Source organism: Pseudomonas sp. F2, assembly GCF_057174385.1.
In genome coordinates, this window is the sequence record NZ_CM169904.1 from 5,027,079 (window position 1) to 5,042,020 (window position 14,942).

Below are 14,942 nucleotides of genomic sequence, written 5' to 3' on the forward strand. Positions count from 1 at the left end.
ATTTCAGCCTTTCGCCTGTATAGACGAGTAGTAAAACTACAGAGGAAAGGCTTGTGGCCTCCGACTGCGTTGTGAGAATAATCGTTAAGGTTGGTCGATTACCATCCGAAAAAGGTGAAAGTTTGATGCTGGATGCCAAAGAAGAAGAAATTTCAGCTATTTCTAACTTTTGTTCGACAGTCCTTCGCGTAGCGGGTTTTCATCAAACACTACAAGCGGCCATTTACACGCCGATCAAGGATAGACCATGACCCTGCCCGTGCTCGCTGAACTCCCCGCCATTCTCCTGCCGTTGGTCACTCGATCCGAGCAGTCGTTCCGTACGGCCGTCGCCTCCCTTGAAGGCGATCACGGCTTGTCGACCTGGACACCGGAGCGTTGGGCGCAATTCGCCCGCGTCGGTGCCGCCAGCGATTTCGTCATTGAACAGAGCGTTCGTGACCCTTTGATGTTGCTGTCGCTGGTGCAGTCCGGCGAACTCGACCGGCCGTACGCGCCGGGTGAACTCTGCGCGCAGATTGCCGCCGCCGTGAACACCGCGCAAAGCGAAGATGAACTCGGTCGTGTCCTGCGTCGCCAGCGCGCTCGCCATCAGGTACGAATCATCTGGCGCGACCTGAACCGCCAGGCTGATCTGGTACAGACCTGCCGCGATCTTTCAGACATGGCCGACGCCACCATCGATCAGGCTTATCAATGGTTGTACCGTCGCCACTGCGATCAGTTCGGCACGCCAACCGGTCGGCGCAGCGGTCTGCCGCAACAGATGGTCATCCTCGGCATGGGCAAGCTCGGCGCGGTCGAGTTGAACCTGTCGTCGGACATCGACCTGATCTTCGCCTACCCCGAGGGCGGCGAAACCGTCGGCGTGAAACGCGCGCTGGATAATCAGGAATTCTTCATTCGTCTCGGTCAGCGCCTGATCAAGGCCCTCGACCCGATGACGGTCGACGGCTTCGTGTTCCGCGTCGACATGCGCCTGCGCCCGTACGGTTCGTCCGGCGCGCTGGTGCTGAGCTTCAATGCACTGGAGCAGTATTACCAGGATCAGGGCCGCGACTGGGAACGCTACGCGATGATCAAGGCGCGGGTGGTGGCCGGCGATCAGACTGCCGGCGCGCAGTTGCTCGACATGCTGCGCCCCTTCGTCTATCGGCGTTATCTGGACTTCTCGGCGATCGAAGCGCTGCGCACCATGAAGCAGTTGATCCAGCAGGAAGTGCGGCGCAAGGGCATGGCCGACAACATCAAGCTGGGTTCCGGCGGCATCCGCGAAGTCGAGTTCATCGCCCAGGCTTTCCAGTTGATCCACGGCGGGCGCGATCTGAGCCTGCAGCAGCGTCCTCTATTAAAGGTATTGAGCACGCTGGAAGGGCAAGGCTATCTGCCGCCGGCAGTGATCAGTGAATTGCGCGAAGGCTACGAGTTCCTGCGCTACACCGAACACGCGATCCAGGCGATTGCCGACCGCCAGACCCAGATGTTGCCGGACGGCGCTCAGGATCAGGCGCGCATTGCCTTTATGCTCGGTTTCGCCGATTGGCAGGCCTTCCACGAAAAACTGATGTTCTGGCGTGGCCGCGTGGCCTGGCACTTCGCGCAGGTGATCGCCGATCCCGATGAAGAACAGGGTGCCGACTGCGAAGTGGTGGTCGGTGGTGAGTGGTTGCCGCTATGGGAAGAGGCGCAGGATGAGGAGGCCGCTTGCCGACAATTGGAAGAGGGCGGCTTCAAGGACGCGAGCAAAGCCCTGAAAGCGCTGGCCAGTTTGCGTGGCAGCCCGCAATTGCGCGCGATGCAGCGCCTGGGTCGCGAACGTCTTGATGCGTTTATTCCGCGTCTGCTGGCTCAGGCGGTGGAACATGACAACCCGGATCTGGTGCTGGAGCGAGTGCTGCCGCTGGTCGAAGCGGTAGCGCGGCGTTCGGCTTATTTAGTGTTGCTGACGGAAAACCCCGGCGCCTTGCGGCGCTTGCTGACGCTGTGCGCGGCCAGTCCGTGGATTGCTGAGCAGATCACCCGTTTCCCGCTGCTGCTCGACGAGTTGCTCAACGAAGGTCGCCTGTTCAAGCCGCCCCTGGCGCCAGAACTGGCCGCCGAGCTGCGCGAACGGCTGACGCGGATTCCCGAAGACGACCTCGAACAGCAGATGGAGGCGCTGCGTCACTTCAAGCTCGCGCACCGCTTGCGCGTCGCCGCGTCGGAAATCGCCGGCAGCCTGCCGTTGATGAAAGTCAGCGATTACCTGACCTGGCTGGCCGAAGCGATTCTCGAGCAAGTGCTGGCGCTGGCCTGGCGCCAGACCGTGGCCAAGTACGGCACGCCGCTGCGCACTGACGGCAGTTTGTGCGATCCGGGCTTCATCATTGTCGGTTATGGGAAAGTCGGCGGGCTGGAACTGGGGCATGGTTCGGACCTGGATCTGGTGTTCATCCATGACGGTGATCCGCAGGTGGAAACCGACGGGCAGAAACCGATCGATGGCGCGCAGTTCTTCACCCGGCTGGGGCAGCGGATCATTCACTTGCTGACGGCGCAGACCAACTCCGGTCAGTTGTACGAAGTGGACATGCGTTTGCGCCCGTCCGGCGCGTCGGGGCTGTTGGTCAGTTCACTCGGTGCCTTCGAGCGCTATCAGGAAAATGAAGCCTGGACCTGGGAGCATCAGGCGCTGGTGCGGGCGCGGGTGCTGGTGGGCAGTCAGGATGTCGGCCAGGCCTTCGAGAAGGTCCGGGCGCAGGTTTTGGGTAAAGCGCGGGATCTGGCGAAATTGCAACAGGAAGTCAGCGAGATGCGCGCCAAGATGCGCGACAACCTCGGCACCAAGGGCACCGCGGCCGGTACGGCGGCTAATGCCTTCGAGGCCACGGCGCCGTTCGACCTCAAGCAGGACGCCGGAGGTATCGTCGATATTGAATTTATGGTGCAATACGCGGCCCTGGCGTGGTCGCACAGCCACCCGCCATTGCTGCGCTGGACCGATAACATCCGCATTCTGGAAGAGCTGGAACACGAAGGGCTGATGCCCGCCGAAGACGCCAGCCTGTTGCGCGAAGCCTATAAGGCTTACCGCTCCGCCGCCCACCGGCAGGCCTTGCAGAAGGACGCCGGGGTGATTGCAGGCGACCAGTTTGTCGAGGAGCGCCGGCAGGTATTGCGGATCTGGAAAGAGTTGGGGCTAAGCTGAAACCGGATATTTGAAGCATCGAATACCTTGTGGGAGCGGGCTTGCCCGCGATGGCGGAGTGTCAGCCACCGTCACTTTCAGATGTGATGGCCTCATCGCGGGCAAGCCACGCTCCCACAGGGACTTGTGGTGATTTGCAGATTGAGACACGAACAAACCATGTAGGAGCGAGCCTGCTCGCGATAGCGGAGTGACAGTCGACAGTCATGTTGAAGGTAATGACCCATCGCAAGCAGCGCCGCTCCCTCAGTGATTCTCGAGGCGGGGAGGCGTAAATGCCTCCCCGGTTCGTTTATGGAAACCACATGAATATTCTGATCGTTGGGCCCAGTTGGGTCGGTGACATGGTGATGGCGCAGACACTGTTTCAGTGTCTCAAACAGCGCCACCCGCAATGCGAAATCGACGTGCTGGCCCCCGAGTGGAGCCGGCCGATCCTTGAGCGCATGCCTGAAGTGCGCAAAGCCTTGAGCTTTCCGCTCGGCCATGGCGCGCTGGAACTGGCGACGCGTCGGCGAATCGGCAAATCCCTGGCCGGCCAGTACGATCAGGCGATCCTGCTGCCGAACTCGCTGAAGTCGGCGCTGGTGCCGTTTTTCGCCGGCATCAAGCAGCGCACCGGCTGGCGCGGCGAATTCCGCTACGGCCTGCTCAATGACGTGCGCACGCTGGATAAGGAACGTTATCCGCTGATGATCGAGCGCTTCATGGCCCTGGCTTACGAGCCGAACGCCGAGCTGCCGAAACCGTATCCACGTCCGAGCCTGCAAATCGATCCGGTGACCCGCGAAGCGGCACTGGCCAAGTTCGGCCTGACCCTCGACCGTCCGGTGTTGGCCCTGTGCCCCGGTGCCGAGTTCGGCGAATCCAAGCGCTGGCCGTCGGAGCATTACGCCAAAGTTGCCGAAGCGCGGATTCGCGAAGGCTGGCAGGTGTGGTTGTTCGGCTCGAAAAACGACCACGCGGTGGGCGAAGACATCCGCGCACGGCTGATTCCCGGCCTGCGTGAAGAGTCGGTCAACCTCAGCGGCGGCACCTCGCTGGCCGAGGCCATCGACCTGCTGTCCTGTGCCGATTCGGTGGTCTCCAACGACTCCGGCCTGATGCATGTCGCGGCGGCGCTGAACCGTCCATTGGTGGCGGTCTACGGCTCGACGTCGCCGGGTTTCACCCCGCCGCTGGCCGAGCACGTGGAAATCGTTCGGCTGGGTCTGGATTGCAGCCCGTGCTTCGACCGTACCTGCCGGTTCGGCCATTACAACTGCCTGCGCCAGCTGATGCCGGACGCGGTCAACGATGCCTTGCAGAAACTGCAGGGCTCTGTGGTCGAGGTTCATTAAGTTGCGGGTATTGCTGATCAAGACTTCATCGCTGGGCGACGTGATTCACGCGTTGCCAGCGCTGACCGACGCGGCCCGGGCCATCCCCGGGATCACGTTCGACTGGGTGGTGGAAGAAGGCTTCGCCGAGATCCCGACGTGGCACCCGGCCGTCGGCAAGGTGATCCCGGTGGCGATCCGTCGCTGGCGCAAGAACCTCTGGCAGACCCTCAAGAGCGGCGAGTGGAAGCGCTTCAAGCAAAGCGTGCGCGCCAGCCAATACGATCTGGTGATCGACGCTCAGGGCCTGCTGAAAAGTGCCTGGCTGACGCGCTACGTCAAAGCTCCGGTAGCCGGTCTCGACAAAGGCTCGGCGCGCGAGCCGATCGCTGCACGTTTTTATGATCGCAAACTGGCGGTGGCCCGTGGGCAACACGCCGTCGAACGGGTGCGTCAGCTGTTCGCCATCGCCCTTGGTTATGACCTGCCCAAAGGGTTGGGCGACTACGGCCTCAACGTCGAGCGTCTGGTGGAATTGCCGCGCAAGAGTGCCTTTGTGGTGTTCCTGCATGGCACCACGTGGGACACCAAGCACTGGCCGGAAGCCTACTGGCGCGAGCTGACCGAGCGCGTCGGCTATCTGGGCGTCGGGGTCAAGCTGCCGTGGGGCAACCCGCAGGAGAAGGCCCGCGCCGAACGCATTGCCGCCGGTTTCAAGCACGCCGAAGTGCTGCCGAAGCTGAATCTGGCCGGGGTCGGCAAAGTGCTGGCCGGTGCGCAGGCCTGCGTGGCGGTGGACACCGGTCTTGGTCACCTTGCCGCCGCGCTGGATGTGCCGACGATTTCGCTGTTCGGCCCGACCAACCCGGGCCTGACCGGCGCTTACGGCAAGGTGCAGATTCACATGGCCAGTGATTTCCCCTGCGCCCCGTGCCTGCAAAAGAAATGTACCTACCAACCGACTGCGCAGGATGCCCGTCAGTTTGACCTCAAGCGCGAGCAGCCTCTGTGCTTCACGCGTGTAAATCCCGAGCGTGTCGCCAGCCGTCTGAGCACGTTGTTAATGGCTGAGGAGCTGCGCTGATGCAATTGGCTTTTGTCCTGTACAAATATTTCCCGTTCGGTGGCTTGCAGCGCGATTTCATGCGCATCGCCCTCGAATGTCAGAAGCGCGGTCACCAGATTCGCGTCTACACCCTGATCTGGGAAGGCGACGTGCCGCCCGGTTTCGAAGTGCTGGTGGCGCCGGTCAAGGCGTTCTTCAACCATCGGCGCAACGAGAAGCTCAGTGCGTGGATGGAAGCGGATCTGGCCAAGCGTCCGGTGGACCGGCTGATCGGCTTCAACAAGATGCCGGGGCTGGATGTCTACTACGCCGCCGACGGCTGCTTCGAAGACAAGGCGCAGAACCTGCGCCATTCGCTGTATCGCCGTTGGGGCCGCTATCGCCACTTCGCCGAGTACGAGCGCGCGGTGTTCGCCAAAGAGGCGAAAACCGAAGTGCTGATGATTTCCGAAGTGCAGCAGCCGCTGTTCATCAAGCATTACGACACGCCGCTTGAGCGCTTCCATCTGCTGCCGCCGGGTATCGCCCAAGATCGTCGACGGCCGGCGGATGCCGACCAGATTCGCGCCGGTTTCCGCGCCGAATTCAACCTCAAGGACGACGAACTGCTGCTGGTGCAGATCGGCTCCGGGTTCAAGACCAAGGGCGTCGATCGCAGCCTCAAGGCGCTGGCGGCATTACCCGCCGAGCTGAAGAAACGCACCCGGCTGTTTGTAATCGGCCAGGATGACCCCAAATTGTTCCAGATGCAGAGTGCAACTTTGGGTCTGGGCGATAACGTGACGTTCCTCAAGGGCCGTAGCGATATCCCGCGGTTCCTGCTCGGCGCCGATCTGTTGATCCACCCGGCGTACAACGAAAACACCGGTACCGTGCTGCTCGAAGCGCTGGTCGCCGGTTTGCCGGTGCTGGTCAGCGCGGTCTGCGGTTATGCCCATTACATTGCCGAGGCGGACGCCGGGCGCGTGCTGGACGAACCGTTTGAGCAGGCGCAACTGACGCAGTACCTGACTGACATGTTGAGTGACGACGCTGCACGCGCGGCCTGGAGCCGCAATGGTCTGGCCTTCGCCGAGACGGCCGACCTCTACAGCATGCCGCAGCACGCGGCCGATGTGATTCTGGCGGAGCACGCTTAAATGAAGTTGATGCTGGCTGAACCGTTCAAGAGCCTGTGGGCCGGACGCGACCCGTTCGCCGAAGTCGAAGGCTTGCAGGGCGAGGTCTATCGCGAGCTGGAAGCTCGACGCACGCTGCGCACGGAAGTCGAAGGCAACGGATTTTTCGTCAAGATCCACCGGGGCATCGGCTGGGGCGAGATCTTCAAGAACCTGCTGACCGCCAAGCTGCCGGTGCTCGGCGCGGGGCAGGAATGGCAGGCGATCCAGCGTTTGCAGGCAGTCGGCGTGCCGACCATGACCGCCGTGGCTTACGGCGAAAAGGGCAGCAACCCGGCGGATCAGCATTCGTTCATCGTCACCGAAGAGCTGGCGCCGACCGTCAGCCTCGAAGATTTCAGCATCGATTGGGTCAGGAACCCGCCGCAGCCGAAACTCAAGCGCGCGCTGATCGCTGAAGTGGCACGCATGACCGGCATGATGCACCGCGCCGGGGTCAACCACCGCGACTGCTACATCTGCCACTTCCTGCTGCACACCGACAAACCGGTCACCCCGGACGATTTCAAGCTCTCGGTGATCGACCTGCACCGCGCCCAGACCCGTGCAAAGATCACGCAACGCTGGCGCAACAAGGATCTGGCCGCGCTGTATTTCTCGGCGCTGGACATCGGCCTGACCCGTCGCGACAAGTTGCGTTTCCTCAAGGGCTACTTCCAGCAACCGCTGCGGCAGATCCTGGCAGAAGAAGCGCCGCTGTTGAGCTGGCTCGAAGGCAAGGCCAACAAGCTTTATGCGCGCAAACAGCGATACGGGGATGCGCTCTGATGGCGGGTTGGAAGCTTGAACCGCAATACAATGAACTGGCCGAAGACTTTGGCAGCCTCGAAGCGGTGTTTGCCCTGCGGGGCGAGCGTTTGACCCGTGATCCGCTGTCCGAAGTCATCCGCGTGCAGCGCAACGGCGTCAATTACTACGTCAAGCGCTACGTCGGCGCCGGTAAAGGTTTGCGCCGCTACCTGGGCAAGCCGCGGGTGAAGATGGAGTGGCAGAACCTCAAGCGCTTCGCCAAGTGGGGCATTCCCACGGCAGAAGTGGTGGCCTGGGGCCTGGAGCGGCGGGGCGCGGCGTACAACCGTGGCGCCATGATCACCCGTGAGCTGCCACGCACCGAAGACCTGTCGGCGCTGGCCGAACGCAACGATCCGAAACTCAAGGATCGCCTGTGGGTTGATGGCATCAGCCGGCAACTGGCCGGCTATACGCGAACCATGCACGACCACCGCTTTACCCATAACGATCTGAAGTGGCGCAACCTGCTGATCGACGATCAGGCGCAGCTGTTTCTGATCGACTGCCCGAACGGCGATTTCTGGCGCGGCTTCTGGCTCAAATACCGGATCACCAAGGATCTGGCCTGTCTCGACAAAGTGGCCAAATATCACCTGTCGAACACCCAGCGCCTGCGCTTTTACCTGCAATACCGCGGACGTGATCGGCTGAATGCCGCCGACAAGAAACGGATTCGCCACGTGGTGAGATTTTTCGAGGGACGCGAATGACTGATTTCCTGGCTGCTGAAGACCGGGCGCTGCTTGAGCGTCATGGCCTCGGCACTTTCGACGCGCTCTGGGCCAAGCAGCTCGAAGCCGTGGACGAACCGAACACCGATGGCGGTGGCTGGAGCAGCGTGTTTCGCCTGGAGCTGGAAGGGCGGGCCTACTATCTCAAGCGGCAGAGCAATTACCTGACCCGCACCTTGCATGCGCCGTTCGGCGAGCCGAGTTTCGCCCGTGAGTTTCGCAACATCAGCCGCTACAACAAGCTGGGAATTCCTGCGCTGCAAGCGGCGTTTTTCGGCGAGCGCAAGGTCAAGGGCGATGTTCAGGCGATCCTGCTGACCCGTGCCCTCGACGGCTGGGATGATCTCGACTCGCTGTTGCAACGCTGGTCCGAGCTGACCGCCGCGCAGCACTCGGCGATTCTCAAGGCCTGTGGACAATTGGCGCGCCAGCTGCACGGCGTGCGTCAGGTGCACGGCTGTTTTTATCCCAAGCACATTTTCTTGCAGGCTGAGGGCGACGCCTATCGGGCGCAGTTGATCGACCTGGAAAAGACCCGGCCCCTGCTGTTCGGCATGCGCGATCGGGTCAAGGATCTGGAGCCGCTGCTGCGTCGCGCGCCGGAATGGAGCGAGGCGCAATTGCGCGAATTGCTCGCGGCGTACCTCGATCAGCCTGTCGACAGTTCACTGGTCGGCAGCTGGGTTTCGCGCCTGACCGCACGGCGCAGTCGCAAGGAGACCCGTTGATGCGCTTGTCCGAACTGAAAAACGCCGGGCGTGCGCCGAATCTGCCGCTGACGATCAGCCTCGCTGATGCGGCCGGTCCTGCGGATTTGCAGTTGCTGAGCCTGCTGCGGGTGTTGCCGGGGCAGCGTTATGTCGGCGCCGGGGTCTGGCGCGGTCGGCCGGTGCTGGCCAAGTTGCTGGTGGGCAGCAAGGCTGCGCGGCATTTTCAGCGTGAACTGGCGGGCGTCAAGCTGCTCGCCGAACAAGGCCTGACCACGCCGCTGTTGTTGGCGGATGGCCTGAAGGACGGCGAGGGCGGCTGGCTGCTGTTTGAATTCCTTGAGGGTGCCGAAAGCCTCGGTGATGCCTGGCAGAAGGTCGAATCGCTACCGGTGCTGGCGGACGAGCAATCGGCGGTGCTGGCCGAGGCACTGGGCGCTATCGGTCAACTGCATGGCAAAGGCCTGTGGCAGGAAGATCTGCACCTCGACAACCTGCTGCGCCAGGGCGGCCAGTTGTACTTGATCGACGGTGCCGGGATCTGTGCCGAGACCGCCGGTCAGCCGTTGTCGCGGCACAAGGTGCTGGAAAACCTCGGGGTGTTTTTCGCCCAGTTGCCCAAGTCACTGGAGCCGTTCATCGAGGAATTGCTGGTGCATTACCTGCTGAGCAACAGCGAGCATGCGTTGCCGCTGGAAGCCCTGCAGAAACAGATCGCCAAGGTGCGCGCCTGGCGCCTGAAGGATTATCTGATCAAGGTGGGCCGCGAGTGCACATTGTTCAGTGTGCAGCGCGGTGCGTTTGGCTTGCGGGCAGTCCGTCGTGAGGAAGAGGCAGCCATGCTGCCGGTGCTGGATCAAGCCGATGTGCTGCTCGATCAGGGTCATCTGTACAAGACCGGCGGCGCGGCGAGTGTTGGCAAGGTCGAAGTGGCCGGGCGCACGCTGGTGATCAAGCGCTACAACATCAAAGGCTTTGCGCACTGGCTCAAGCGCTTTTGGCGCCCGAGCCGCGCCTGGCACTCGTGGTGTGAAGGCAATCGCCTGGCGTTCCTCGGTATCGCCACACCGAAACCGCTGGCGGTGCTGGAAAAGCGCTTTCTGTGGCTGCGCAGTCGCGCCTATCTGGTGACCGAGTTTCTGCCGGGGCCGGACATCATCGAGCGCTTTGCGCCGTATGTTGAAAGCGGTGCGGCGCCGGAATCCGAGCTGCAGGCGCTGGATCAACTGTTCGCCCGATTGATTGCCGAGCGCATCAGTCATGGCGACTTCAAGGGGCATAACCTGTTCTGGCAGGAAGGTCGCTGGGCGTTGATCGACCTGGATTCGATGTGTCAGCACGGCTCTGTCGGAAGTTTCGCAGCGGCCTATGCACGGGATCGGGCACGGTTCATGCGCAACTGGCCCGAGAGCAGCGCGTTGTATCAGGTGATCGATCAGCGGTTGCCCAAGGACATCTCCAGCGCGGCATGAGCCGCCTTCGCCAGCAGGCTGGCTCCCACATGGGAAAGCATTCTCCTGTAGGAGTGAGCCTGCTCGCGATAGGGCTTTAAAGCCCCAAAAAAATCCGGTTAAGCAACAGCGGACGAACTCCACTGACGTGTCCCGCAGCTTCTCCAGAAGCCATGAGCTGTGCCCGTTCCAGCCCCGATGCCAGCTTGCCCTGACCACTTCGGAGGGCAAACCTTGAGCATCCAAAGCGCTGTAGCACTGGGCACCTGCGCATGGCTTTTATCCGGCTCCGGCACTGCCGCCTTGGTATTGCAGATGGACGCTGACGTCGCCCGCGACCTGCGCAAACAGAAAACCTACTGCCAGTCGATTCCACGGAGCTACAGCGGGCTGGCGTTCGACGTCTGCGTACTCCACGCGTCCCCAGACCCATCCGGCGTCCTGGAGCCGTTCGTGCTGCTCGACCTGCCGTTGTCCGGGGTGCTGGATACGGTGGTGTTGCCGTATACGATTTACCGCCAAGCCAGTGACGGCAATCCCGGTATCTATTGGCGCGCGGGCGGTTATTGAGTGTGAAAGCAAGGTTTCACCGGGCCGATTCACCAAGGGCAATTCGCACAGGGTCATTCCCGCCACGTTTACGCTATAATCCCGCCCTTTAGCTGTCTCTCGCCCGGTGCGAGGGCACATCAATTTTCAAGGCGCATCGCGCCTGAATGCAGACTAAAGAGGCTAGACCCTGTGGCATTGACGATTCTTGGCCTGTCCGGCGCCCTTAGCCATGACCCTTCAGCCGCCTTGTACATCGACGGCAAGCTGGTGGCGGCGGCTGAAGAAGAGCGCTTCGTCCGCGATAAGCATGCAAAGAACCGCATGCCCTACGAATCGGCGAAGTTCTGCCTGGAACAGGCCGGCATCAAGCCGTCCGACGTTGACGTGGTGGCGATTCCGTTCGCCCCGATCAGCCTGTTCGGCAAGGCCCGCTGGCAGTATGCCAAGCGTTACTGGTACGCCCCGGATCGTGCACTCGACGCGATCCTGATGGGCAACCGTCGCTACAAGCGTTATCGCAACAAGATCGTCTGGTGCCTGGAGCAACTGGGCTTTGATCCGAAGAAGATCAAGATCGAGCCGGTCGAGCACCACCTGGCTCACGCCTCCAGCGCCTACCACTGCTCGGGTTTCAAAGAGAAAACCGCGATCCTCGGCATCGACGGCAAGGGCGAGTACGCCACGACCTTCTTCGGCTATGGCGAAAACGGCAAGATCCACAAGATCAAGGAATTTTTCGATCCGGACTCCCTCGGCGGCCTGTACGGCGCGATCACCGAGTTCCTCGGCTTCGACATGCTCGACGGTGAGTTCAAGGTCATGGGCATGGCGCCGTATGGCGACGCCAGCAAATACGACTTCTCGCGCCTGGCTTCCTTCGAGAACGGCGAGCTGGTGATCAACACTGACTACGCCAACGTGATCGGCCTGCGTCGCTACAAGGAGAAGGGCAAGGGTTACTACTTCTCGCCGAAACTGATCGAGTGGCTGGGTCCCAAGCGCGAGGGCGACATCGCCGACGAGCCGTACATCCACTACGCCGCCAGCATCCAGGCACTGTTCGAAAAAATCGCGCTGCAGATGATCGATTACTACCTGGGCGACGTGCTCAAGGAAACCGGCAAGCTGGCCTACGCCGGTGGCTGCGCGTTGAACGTCAAGCTCAACCAGAAAATCATCGCCCGTGACGACGTCAAAGAGCTGTTCGTACAGCCTGCATCCGGCGACGCCGGCACCGCAGTCGGTGCCGCGGCCTATGTGTCGCACGCCCGTGGCGTGCCGGTCGAGAAGATGGAACACGTCTACCTCGGCCCGTCCTACAGCAACGAAGACGTGATCGCCGCGTGCGCCCGTCACGAGAACAAACCGACCTGGCGCAAGCTCGACAACATGCCGGAGCAGATCGCCAAAATCATGGTCGATGGCAACCCGGTGGCCTGGTTCCAGGGCCGCATGGAGTTCGGTCCGCGTGCACTGGGCGGTCGTTCGATCATCGGTTGCCCGAGCGTGGCCGGTGTGGCTGATCGCATCAACCACCAGATCAAGTTCCGCGAGCGCTGGAGGCCTTTCTGCCCGTCGATGCTCGACACCGTTGCACCGCAGATGATCAAGATCGATCACCCGGCGCCGTTCATGACCTTCACCTTCGAAGTGGCGGAAGAGTGGAAGACCCGCGTGCCGGAAGTTGTCCACGAAGATGGCACTTCCCGGGCCCAGGTCCTGAAGCGCGAATACAACCCGCGCTACTACGACATGATGAAGGCGCTGGAAAATCTCACCGGCAACGGCGTGTCGCTGAACACCTCGCTGAACCGTCGTGGTGAACCGATGATCTGCTCGCCGACCGATGCCCTGAACATGTTCTTCGGTTCCGATCTTCAGTACTTGATCATGGAAGACATTCTGGTGGTCAAAGAGGGCGCAAACGCTTATGACTCGCTCGGCTGAACGCCATGTGCTGCAGTTCTGTCACGGCTATGACGGGCCGTTCCTCGACTGCGCACGGCAGTACGCCAGCCTGTTCGCGGGCACCGGTTATCGGGTGACCACGGTCTTTCTGACCGGGGCCGCCGATAGCGAGGTGGCCGCAGCGTGTGCTTCCGATGAAGTGTTGTTCATGGAATACAGCTCCAAGGCCATTCGTGGCCTGAAGCTGGGCGCCATCGGCGATTTGCGCAAGATCGCCGCTTCACGCAATTTCAGTTTCTGCATCGCCCATCGCTTCAAGCCGATCTACATCGCCTTGCTCGGCACGTCGCTGCCGGTGATTGGCGTGCACCATGCGTTTGACGATTACAAACGCGGCACGCGCAAGCTGTTCGCGCACATTTTCCGCAAGCGCCTGAGCCTGCTCGGCGTCTCCGATGCCGTGCGCGACGACATGCGGCGCTGCCTGCCGAAATGGCCGTCGACCCGCATCCAGACCTTGTACAACCGCATCGATGTGCCGGCCTTGCAGGCCAGTCAGGTGTCAGCCCACGAAGCCCGCGAGACCCTCGGTCTGGCGGCTGATGCGTTCATTGTCGGCAACGTTGGACGGCTGCACCCGGACAAGGATCAGGCCACCTTGCTGCACGGTTTTGCTGCCGCGTTGCCGGGTCTGCCGGGCAACAGTCAGCTGGTGATTCTCGGCAAGGGCCGTCTGGAGCAGGACCTCAAGGAACTGGCGCGCGAACTGGGCATCGGTGATCGGGTGTTGTTTCTCGGTCAGGTGCCGGACGCGCGCAATTACTTCCGCGCCTTCGATGTGTTTGCCCTGAGCTCCGATCACGAACCGTTCGGCATGGTGCTGCTCGAAGCCATGGCCGCCGGCGTGCCTTTGCTCGCCACTGCCTGTGGCGGGGCCAAGGAAGTGGTCGAAGGCGTGGGCATTCTGTTTCCGCTGGGCGATGCCGAACACCTTGCCCAAGGCCTGCAACATTTGGCCGGTATGGATGATCAGCAACGCCGGCAGTGCGCCGAGCTGATGCTCGATCGTCTGCGTGAGCGTTTCTCCGACCGTGCGGTGCGCGACACCTTCTGGCGTCTGCCGCAAGTTACCGATCTGGCACCGAGGGGCTGATGCTCAACCGATTTCAAGGCTGGCGCGAACGTGGCTGGTCGCCCGTTGACGCCTCCACCTATGCCAGCGCCTGGCAGCGTTTTGGCGGCAGTGTCGCGACCCATCCGCTGGTGGTCGAACGCCTGGCGGATCTGGCCGGTATCCCGGTGCGTTATCTGGCCTGGGAGCAGGACGGCGAAGTCAAAGCGGCAATCCCGACCTGGGGCCGTGATTTGGCGCTGTCCAAAGACGTGCTCAAGCGCAACGGCAAGAAAGGCCTGTTCGACCTCGGCAATGCCGAGTTGATCCTGCCGGCCGCCGCCGATGCCCAGGCGCCGCTGCGCCATCGCGCCCGCTATCTGTCGGCGCTCAACGAAAACCGCTTCAGCGGCCTCAAGTTGCAGACCGAACAACTGGCCATGGCCCGCACCCCCGAAGAATTGTCGAAGAAGTTTCGCTACAACCAGCGCCGCGAACTGCGCTTGCTGGAAGAGGCGGGTGGACTGGTGCGTCCGGTCAGTGAGTTTTCCAGTGCCGAACTGGCGGCGATCTACTGTGATCTGTTCCAGCGCCGCTGGGGCTTTCCGGCCACCGGCGCGGCGCGCATGGCCGACGTCATCGAGCTGCTGCGCGAACTGTTGATCGGTTCGGTGATTTTCCTCAATGATGCGCCGATCGCCATTCAACTGGTGTACCGCGTCGAAGCGCCGGAGTGGATCAGCGTCGAGTACATCAACGGCGGCGTCGACCCCGAGACCCGCGAATTCAGCCCTGGCAGTGTGTTGAGCTTCCTCAATACGCAAAGCGCCTGGGAGCACGCGCGAGCACTGAACAAGCCGCTGCGGTTTTCCTTCGGTCGCGCCGACCGTGAATACAAGGATCGCTGGTGCAATCCTGTGCCGGTGTTCACCGTATGAGT

General features: G+C 61.9%; 13 protein-coding genes. All 13 read left to right on the forward strand.

Translation table 11 applies throughout. The features are described 5' to 3' along the window. The first annotated feature begins 125 nt into the window (after positions 1-125). The 13 genes from AC193Q_RS22635 to AC193Q_RS22695 all read left to right on the forward strand — a co-directional run bounded on the left by AC193Q_RS22635 (position 126) and on the right by AC193Q_RS22695 (position 14,940). Complete coding sequence (locus tag AC193Q_RS22635; RefSeq protein WP_256198919.1) at positions 126-251, forward strand: hypothetical protein; 126 nt, start codon at positions 126-128, stop codon at positions 249-251. Continuing rightward, positions 248-3,187: a bifunctional [glutamate--ammonia ligase]-adenylyl-L-tyrosine phosphorylase/[glutamate--ammonia-ligase] adenylyltransferase gene (gene glnE / locus AC193Q_RS22640; RefSeq protein ID WP_483878804.1), complete on the forward strand. Its 2,940-nt coding sequence runs from the start codon at positions 248-250 to the stop codon at positions 3,185-3,187. Before AC193Q_RS22635 ends, glnE begins: the two co-directional genes overlap by 4 nt. Before the next feature lie 305 nt (positions 3,188-3,492). Continuing rightward, positions 3,493-4,527 carry a lipopolysaccharide heptosyltransferase II gene (waaF, locus tag AC193Q_RS22645; RefSeq protein ID WP_047290935.1) on the forward strand — a complete coding sequence of 345 codons (1,035 nt, stop codon included), beginning with the start codon at positions 3,493-3,495 and terminating at the stop codon, positions 4,525-4,527. 1 nt (position 4,528) lies between these two features. After that, a complete protein-coding gene (gene waaC / locus AC193Q_RS22650) occupies positions 4,529-5,590 on the forward strand; it encodes a lipopolysaccharide heptosyltransferase I (protein ID WP_121183358.1) in 1,062 nt (353 codons plus the stop codon). After that, positions 5,590-6,711, forward strand: a complete 1,122-nt coding sequence (locus AC193Q_RS22655; protein WP_483878805.1) for a glycosyltransferase family 4 protein — start codon at positions 5,590-5,592, stop codon at positions 6,709-6,711. The genes waaC and AC193Q_RS22655 overlap by 1 nt, the downstream gene beginning before the upstream one ends. Further along, complete coding sequence (gene rfaP, locus AC193Q_RS22660; RefSeq protein WP_483878806.1) at positions 6,712-7,518, forward strand: lipopolysaccharide core heptose(I) kinase RfaP; 807 nt, start codon at positions 6,712-6,714, stop codon at positions 7,516-7,518. Then, positions 7,518-8,252, forward strand: a complete 735-nt coding sequence (locus AC193Q_RS22665) for a lipopolysaccharide kinase InaA family protein (protein ID WP_483878807.1) — start codon at positions 7,518-7,520, stop codon at positions 8,250-8,252. The genes rfaP and AC193Q_RS22665 overlap by 1 nt, the downstream gene beginning before the upstream one ends. Further along, positions 8,249-9,001, forward strand: coding sequence for a lipopolysaccharide kinase InaA family protein (locus AC193Q_RS22670; RefSeq protein WP_483878808.1), 753 nt, complete (start codon positions 8,249-8,251; stop codon positions 8,999-9,001). Before AC193Q_RS22665 ends, AC193Q_RS22670 begins: the two co-directional genes overlap by 4 nt. Continuing rightward, a complete protein-coding gene (locus tag AC193Q_RS22675; protein WP_483878809.1) occupies positions 9,001-10,452 on the forward strand; it encodes a lipopolysaccharide kinase InaA family protein in 1,452 nt (483 codons plus the stop codon). Before AC193Q_RS22670 ends, AC193Q_RS22675 begins: the two co-directional genes overlap by 1 nt. Positions 10,453-10,665: 213 nt before the next feature. Beyond that, positions 10,666-11,001, forward strand: coding sequence for a YceK/YidQ family lipoprotein (locus AC193Q_RS22680; RefSeq protein WP_483878810.1), 336 nt, complete (start codon positions 10,666-10,668; stop codon positions 10,999-11,001). Between the two features lie 171 nt (positions 11,002-11,172). After that, positions 11,173-12,930, forward strand: coding sequence for a carbamoyltransferase family protein (locus tag AC193Q_RS22685; RefSeq protein WP_041065832.1), 1,758 nt, complete (start codon positions 11,173-11,175; stop codon positions 12,928-12,930). After that, a complete protein-coding gene (locus AC193Q_RS22690; protein WP_047290942.1) occupies positions 12,914-14,044 on the forward strand; it encodes a glycosyltransferase in 1,131 nt (376 codons plus the stop codon). The genes AC193Q_RS22685 and AC193Q_RS22690 overlap by 17 nt, the downstream gene beginning before the upstream one ends. Further along, positions 14,044-14,940 (forward strand): antimicrobial resistance protein Mig-14, encoded by an 897-nt coding sequence (locus AC193Q_RS22695; protein ID WP_239778602.1) that lies wholly within the window; start codon positions 14,044-14,046, stop codon positions 14,938-14,940. Before AC193Q_RS22690 ends, AC193Q_RS22695 begins: the two co-directional genes overlap by 1 nt. Positions 14,941-14,942: the final 2 nt, after the last annotated feature.

Coding starts and splice junctions, on each gene's coding strand:
- AC193Q_RS22695 (WP_239778602.1), top strand. CDS start 14,044: ATGCTCAACCGATTTCAAGGCTGGCGCGAACGTGGCTGGTCGCCCGTT.
- AC193Q_RS22670 (WP_483878808.1), top strand. CDS start 8,249: ATGACTGATTTCCTGGCTGCTGAAGACCGGGCGCTGCTTGAGCGTCAT.
- AC193Q_RS22635 (WP_256198919.1), top strand. CDS start 126: ATGCTGGATGCCAAAGAAGAAGAAATTTCAGCTATTTCTAACTTTTGT.
- AC193Q_RS22675 (WP_483878809.1), top strand. CDS start 9,001: ATGCGCTTGTCCGAACTGAAAAACGCCGGGCGTGCGCCGAATCTGCCG.
- waaF (WP_047290935.1), top strand. CDS start 3,493: ATGAATATTCTGATCGTTGGGCCCAGTTGGGTCGGTGACATGGTGATG.
- AC193Q_RS22665 (WP_483878807.1), top strand. CDS start 7,518: ATGGCGGGTTGGAAGCTTGAACCGCAATACAATGAACTGGCCGAAGAC.
- AC193Q_RS22655 (WP_483878805.1), top strand. CDS start 5,590: ATGCAATTGGCTTTTGTCCTGTACAAATATTTCCCGTTCGGTGGCTTG.
- rfaP (WP_483878806.1), top strand. CDS start 6,712: ATGAAGTTGATGCTGGCTGAACCGTTCAAGAGCCTGTGGGCCGGACGC.
- AC193Q_RS22690 (WP_047290942.1), top strand. CDS start 12,914: ATGACTCGCTCGGCTGAACGCCATGTGCTGCAGTTCTGTCACGGCTAT.
- glnE (WP_483878804.1), top strand. CDS start 248: ATGACCCTGCCCGTGCTCGCTGAACTCCCCGCCATTCTCCTGCCGTTG.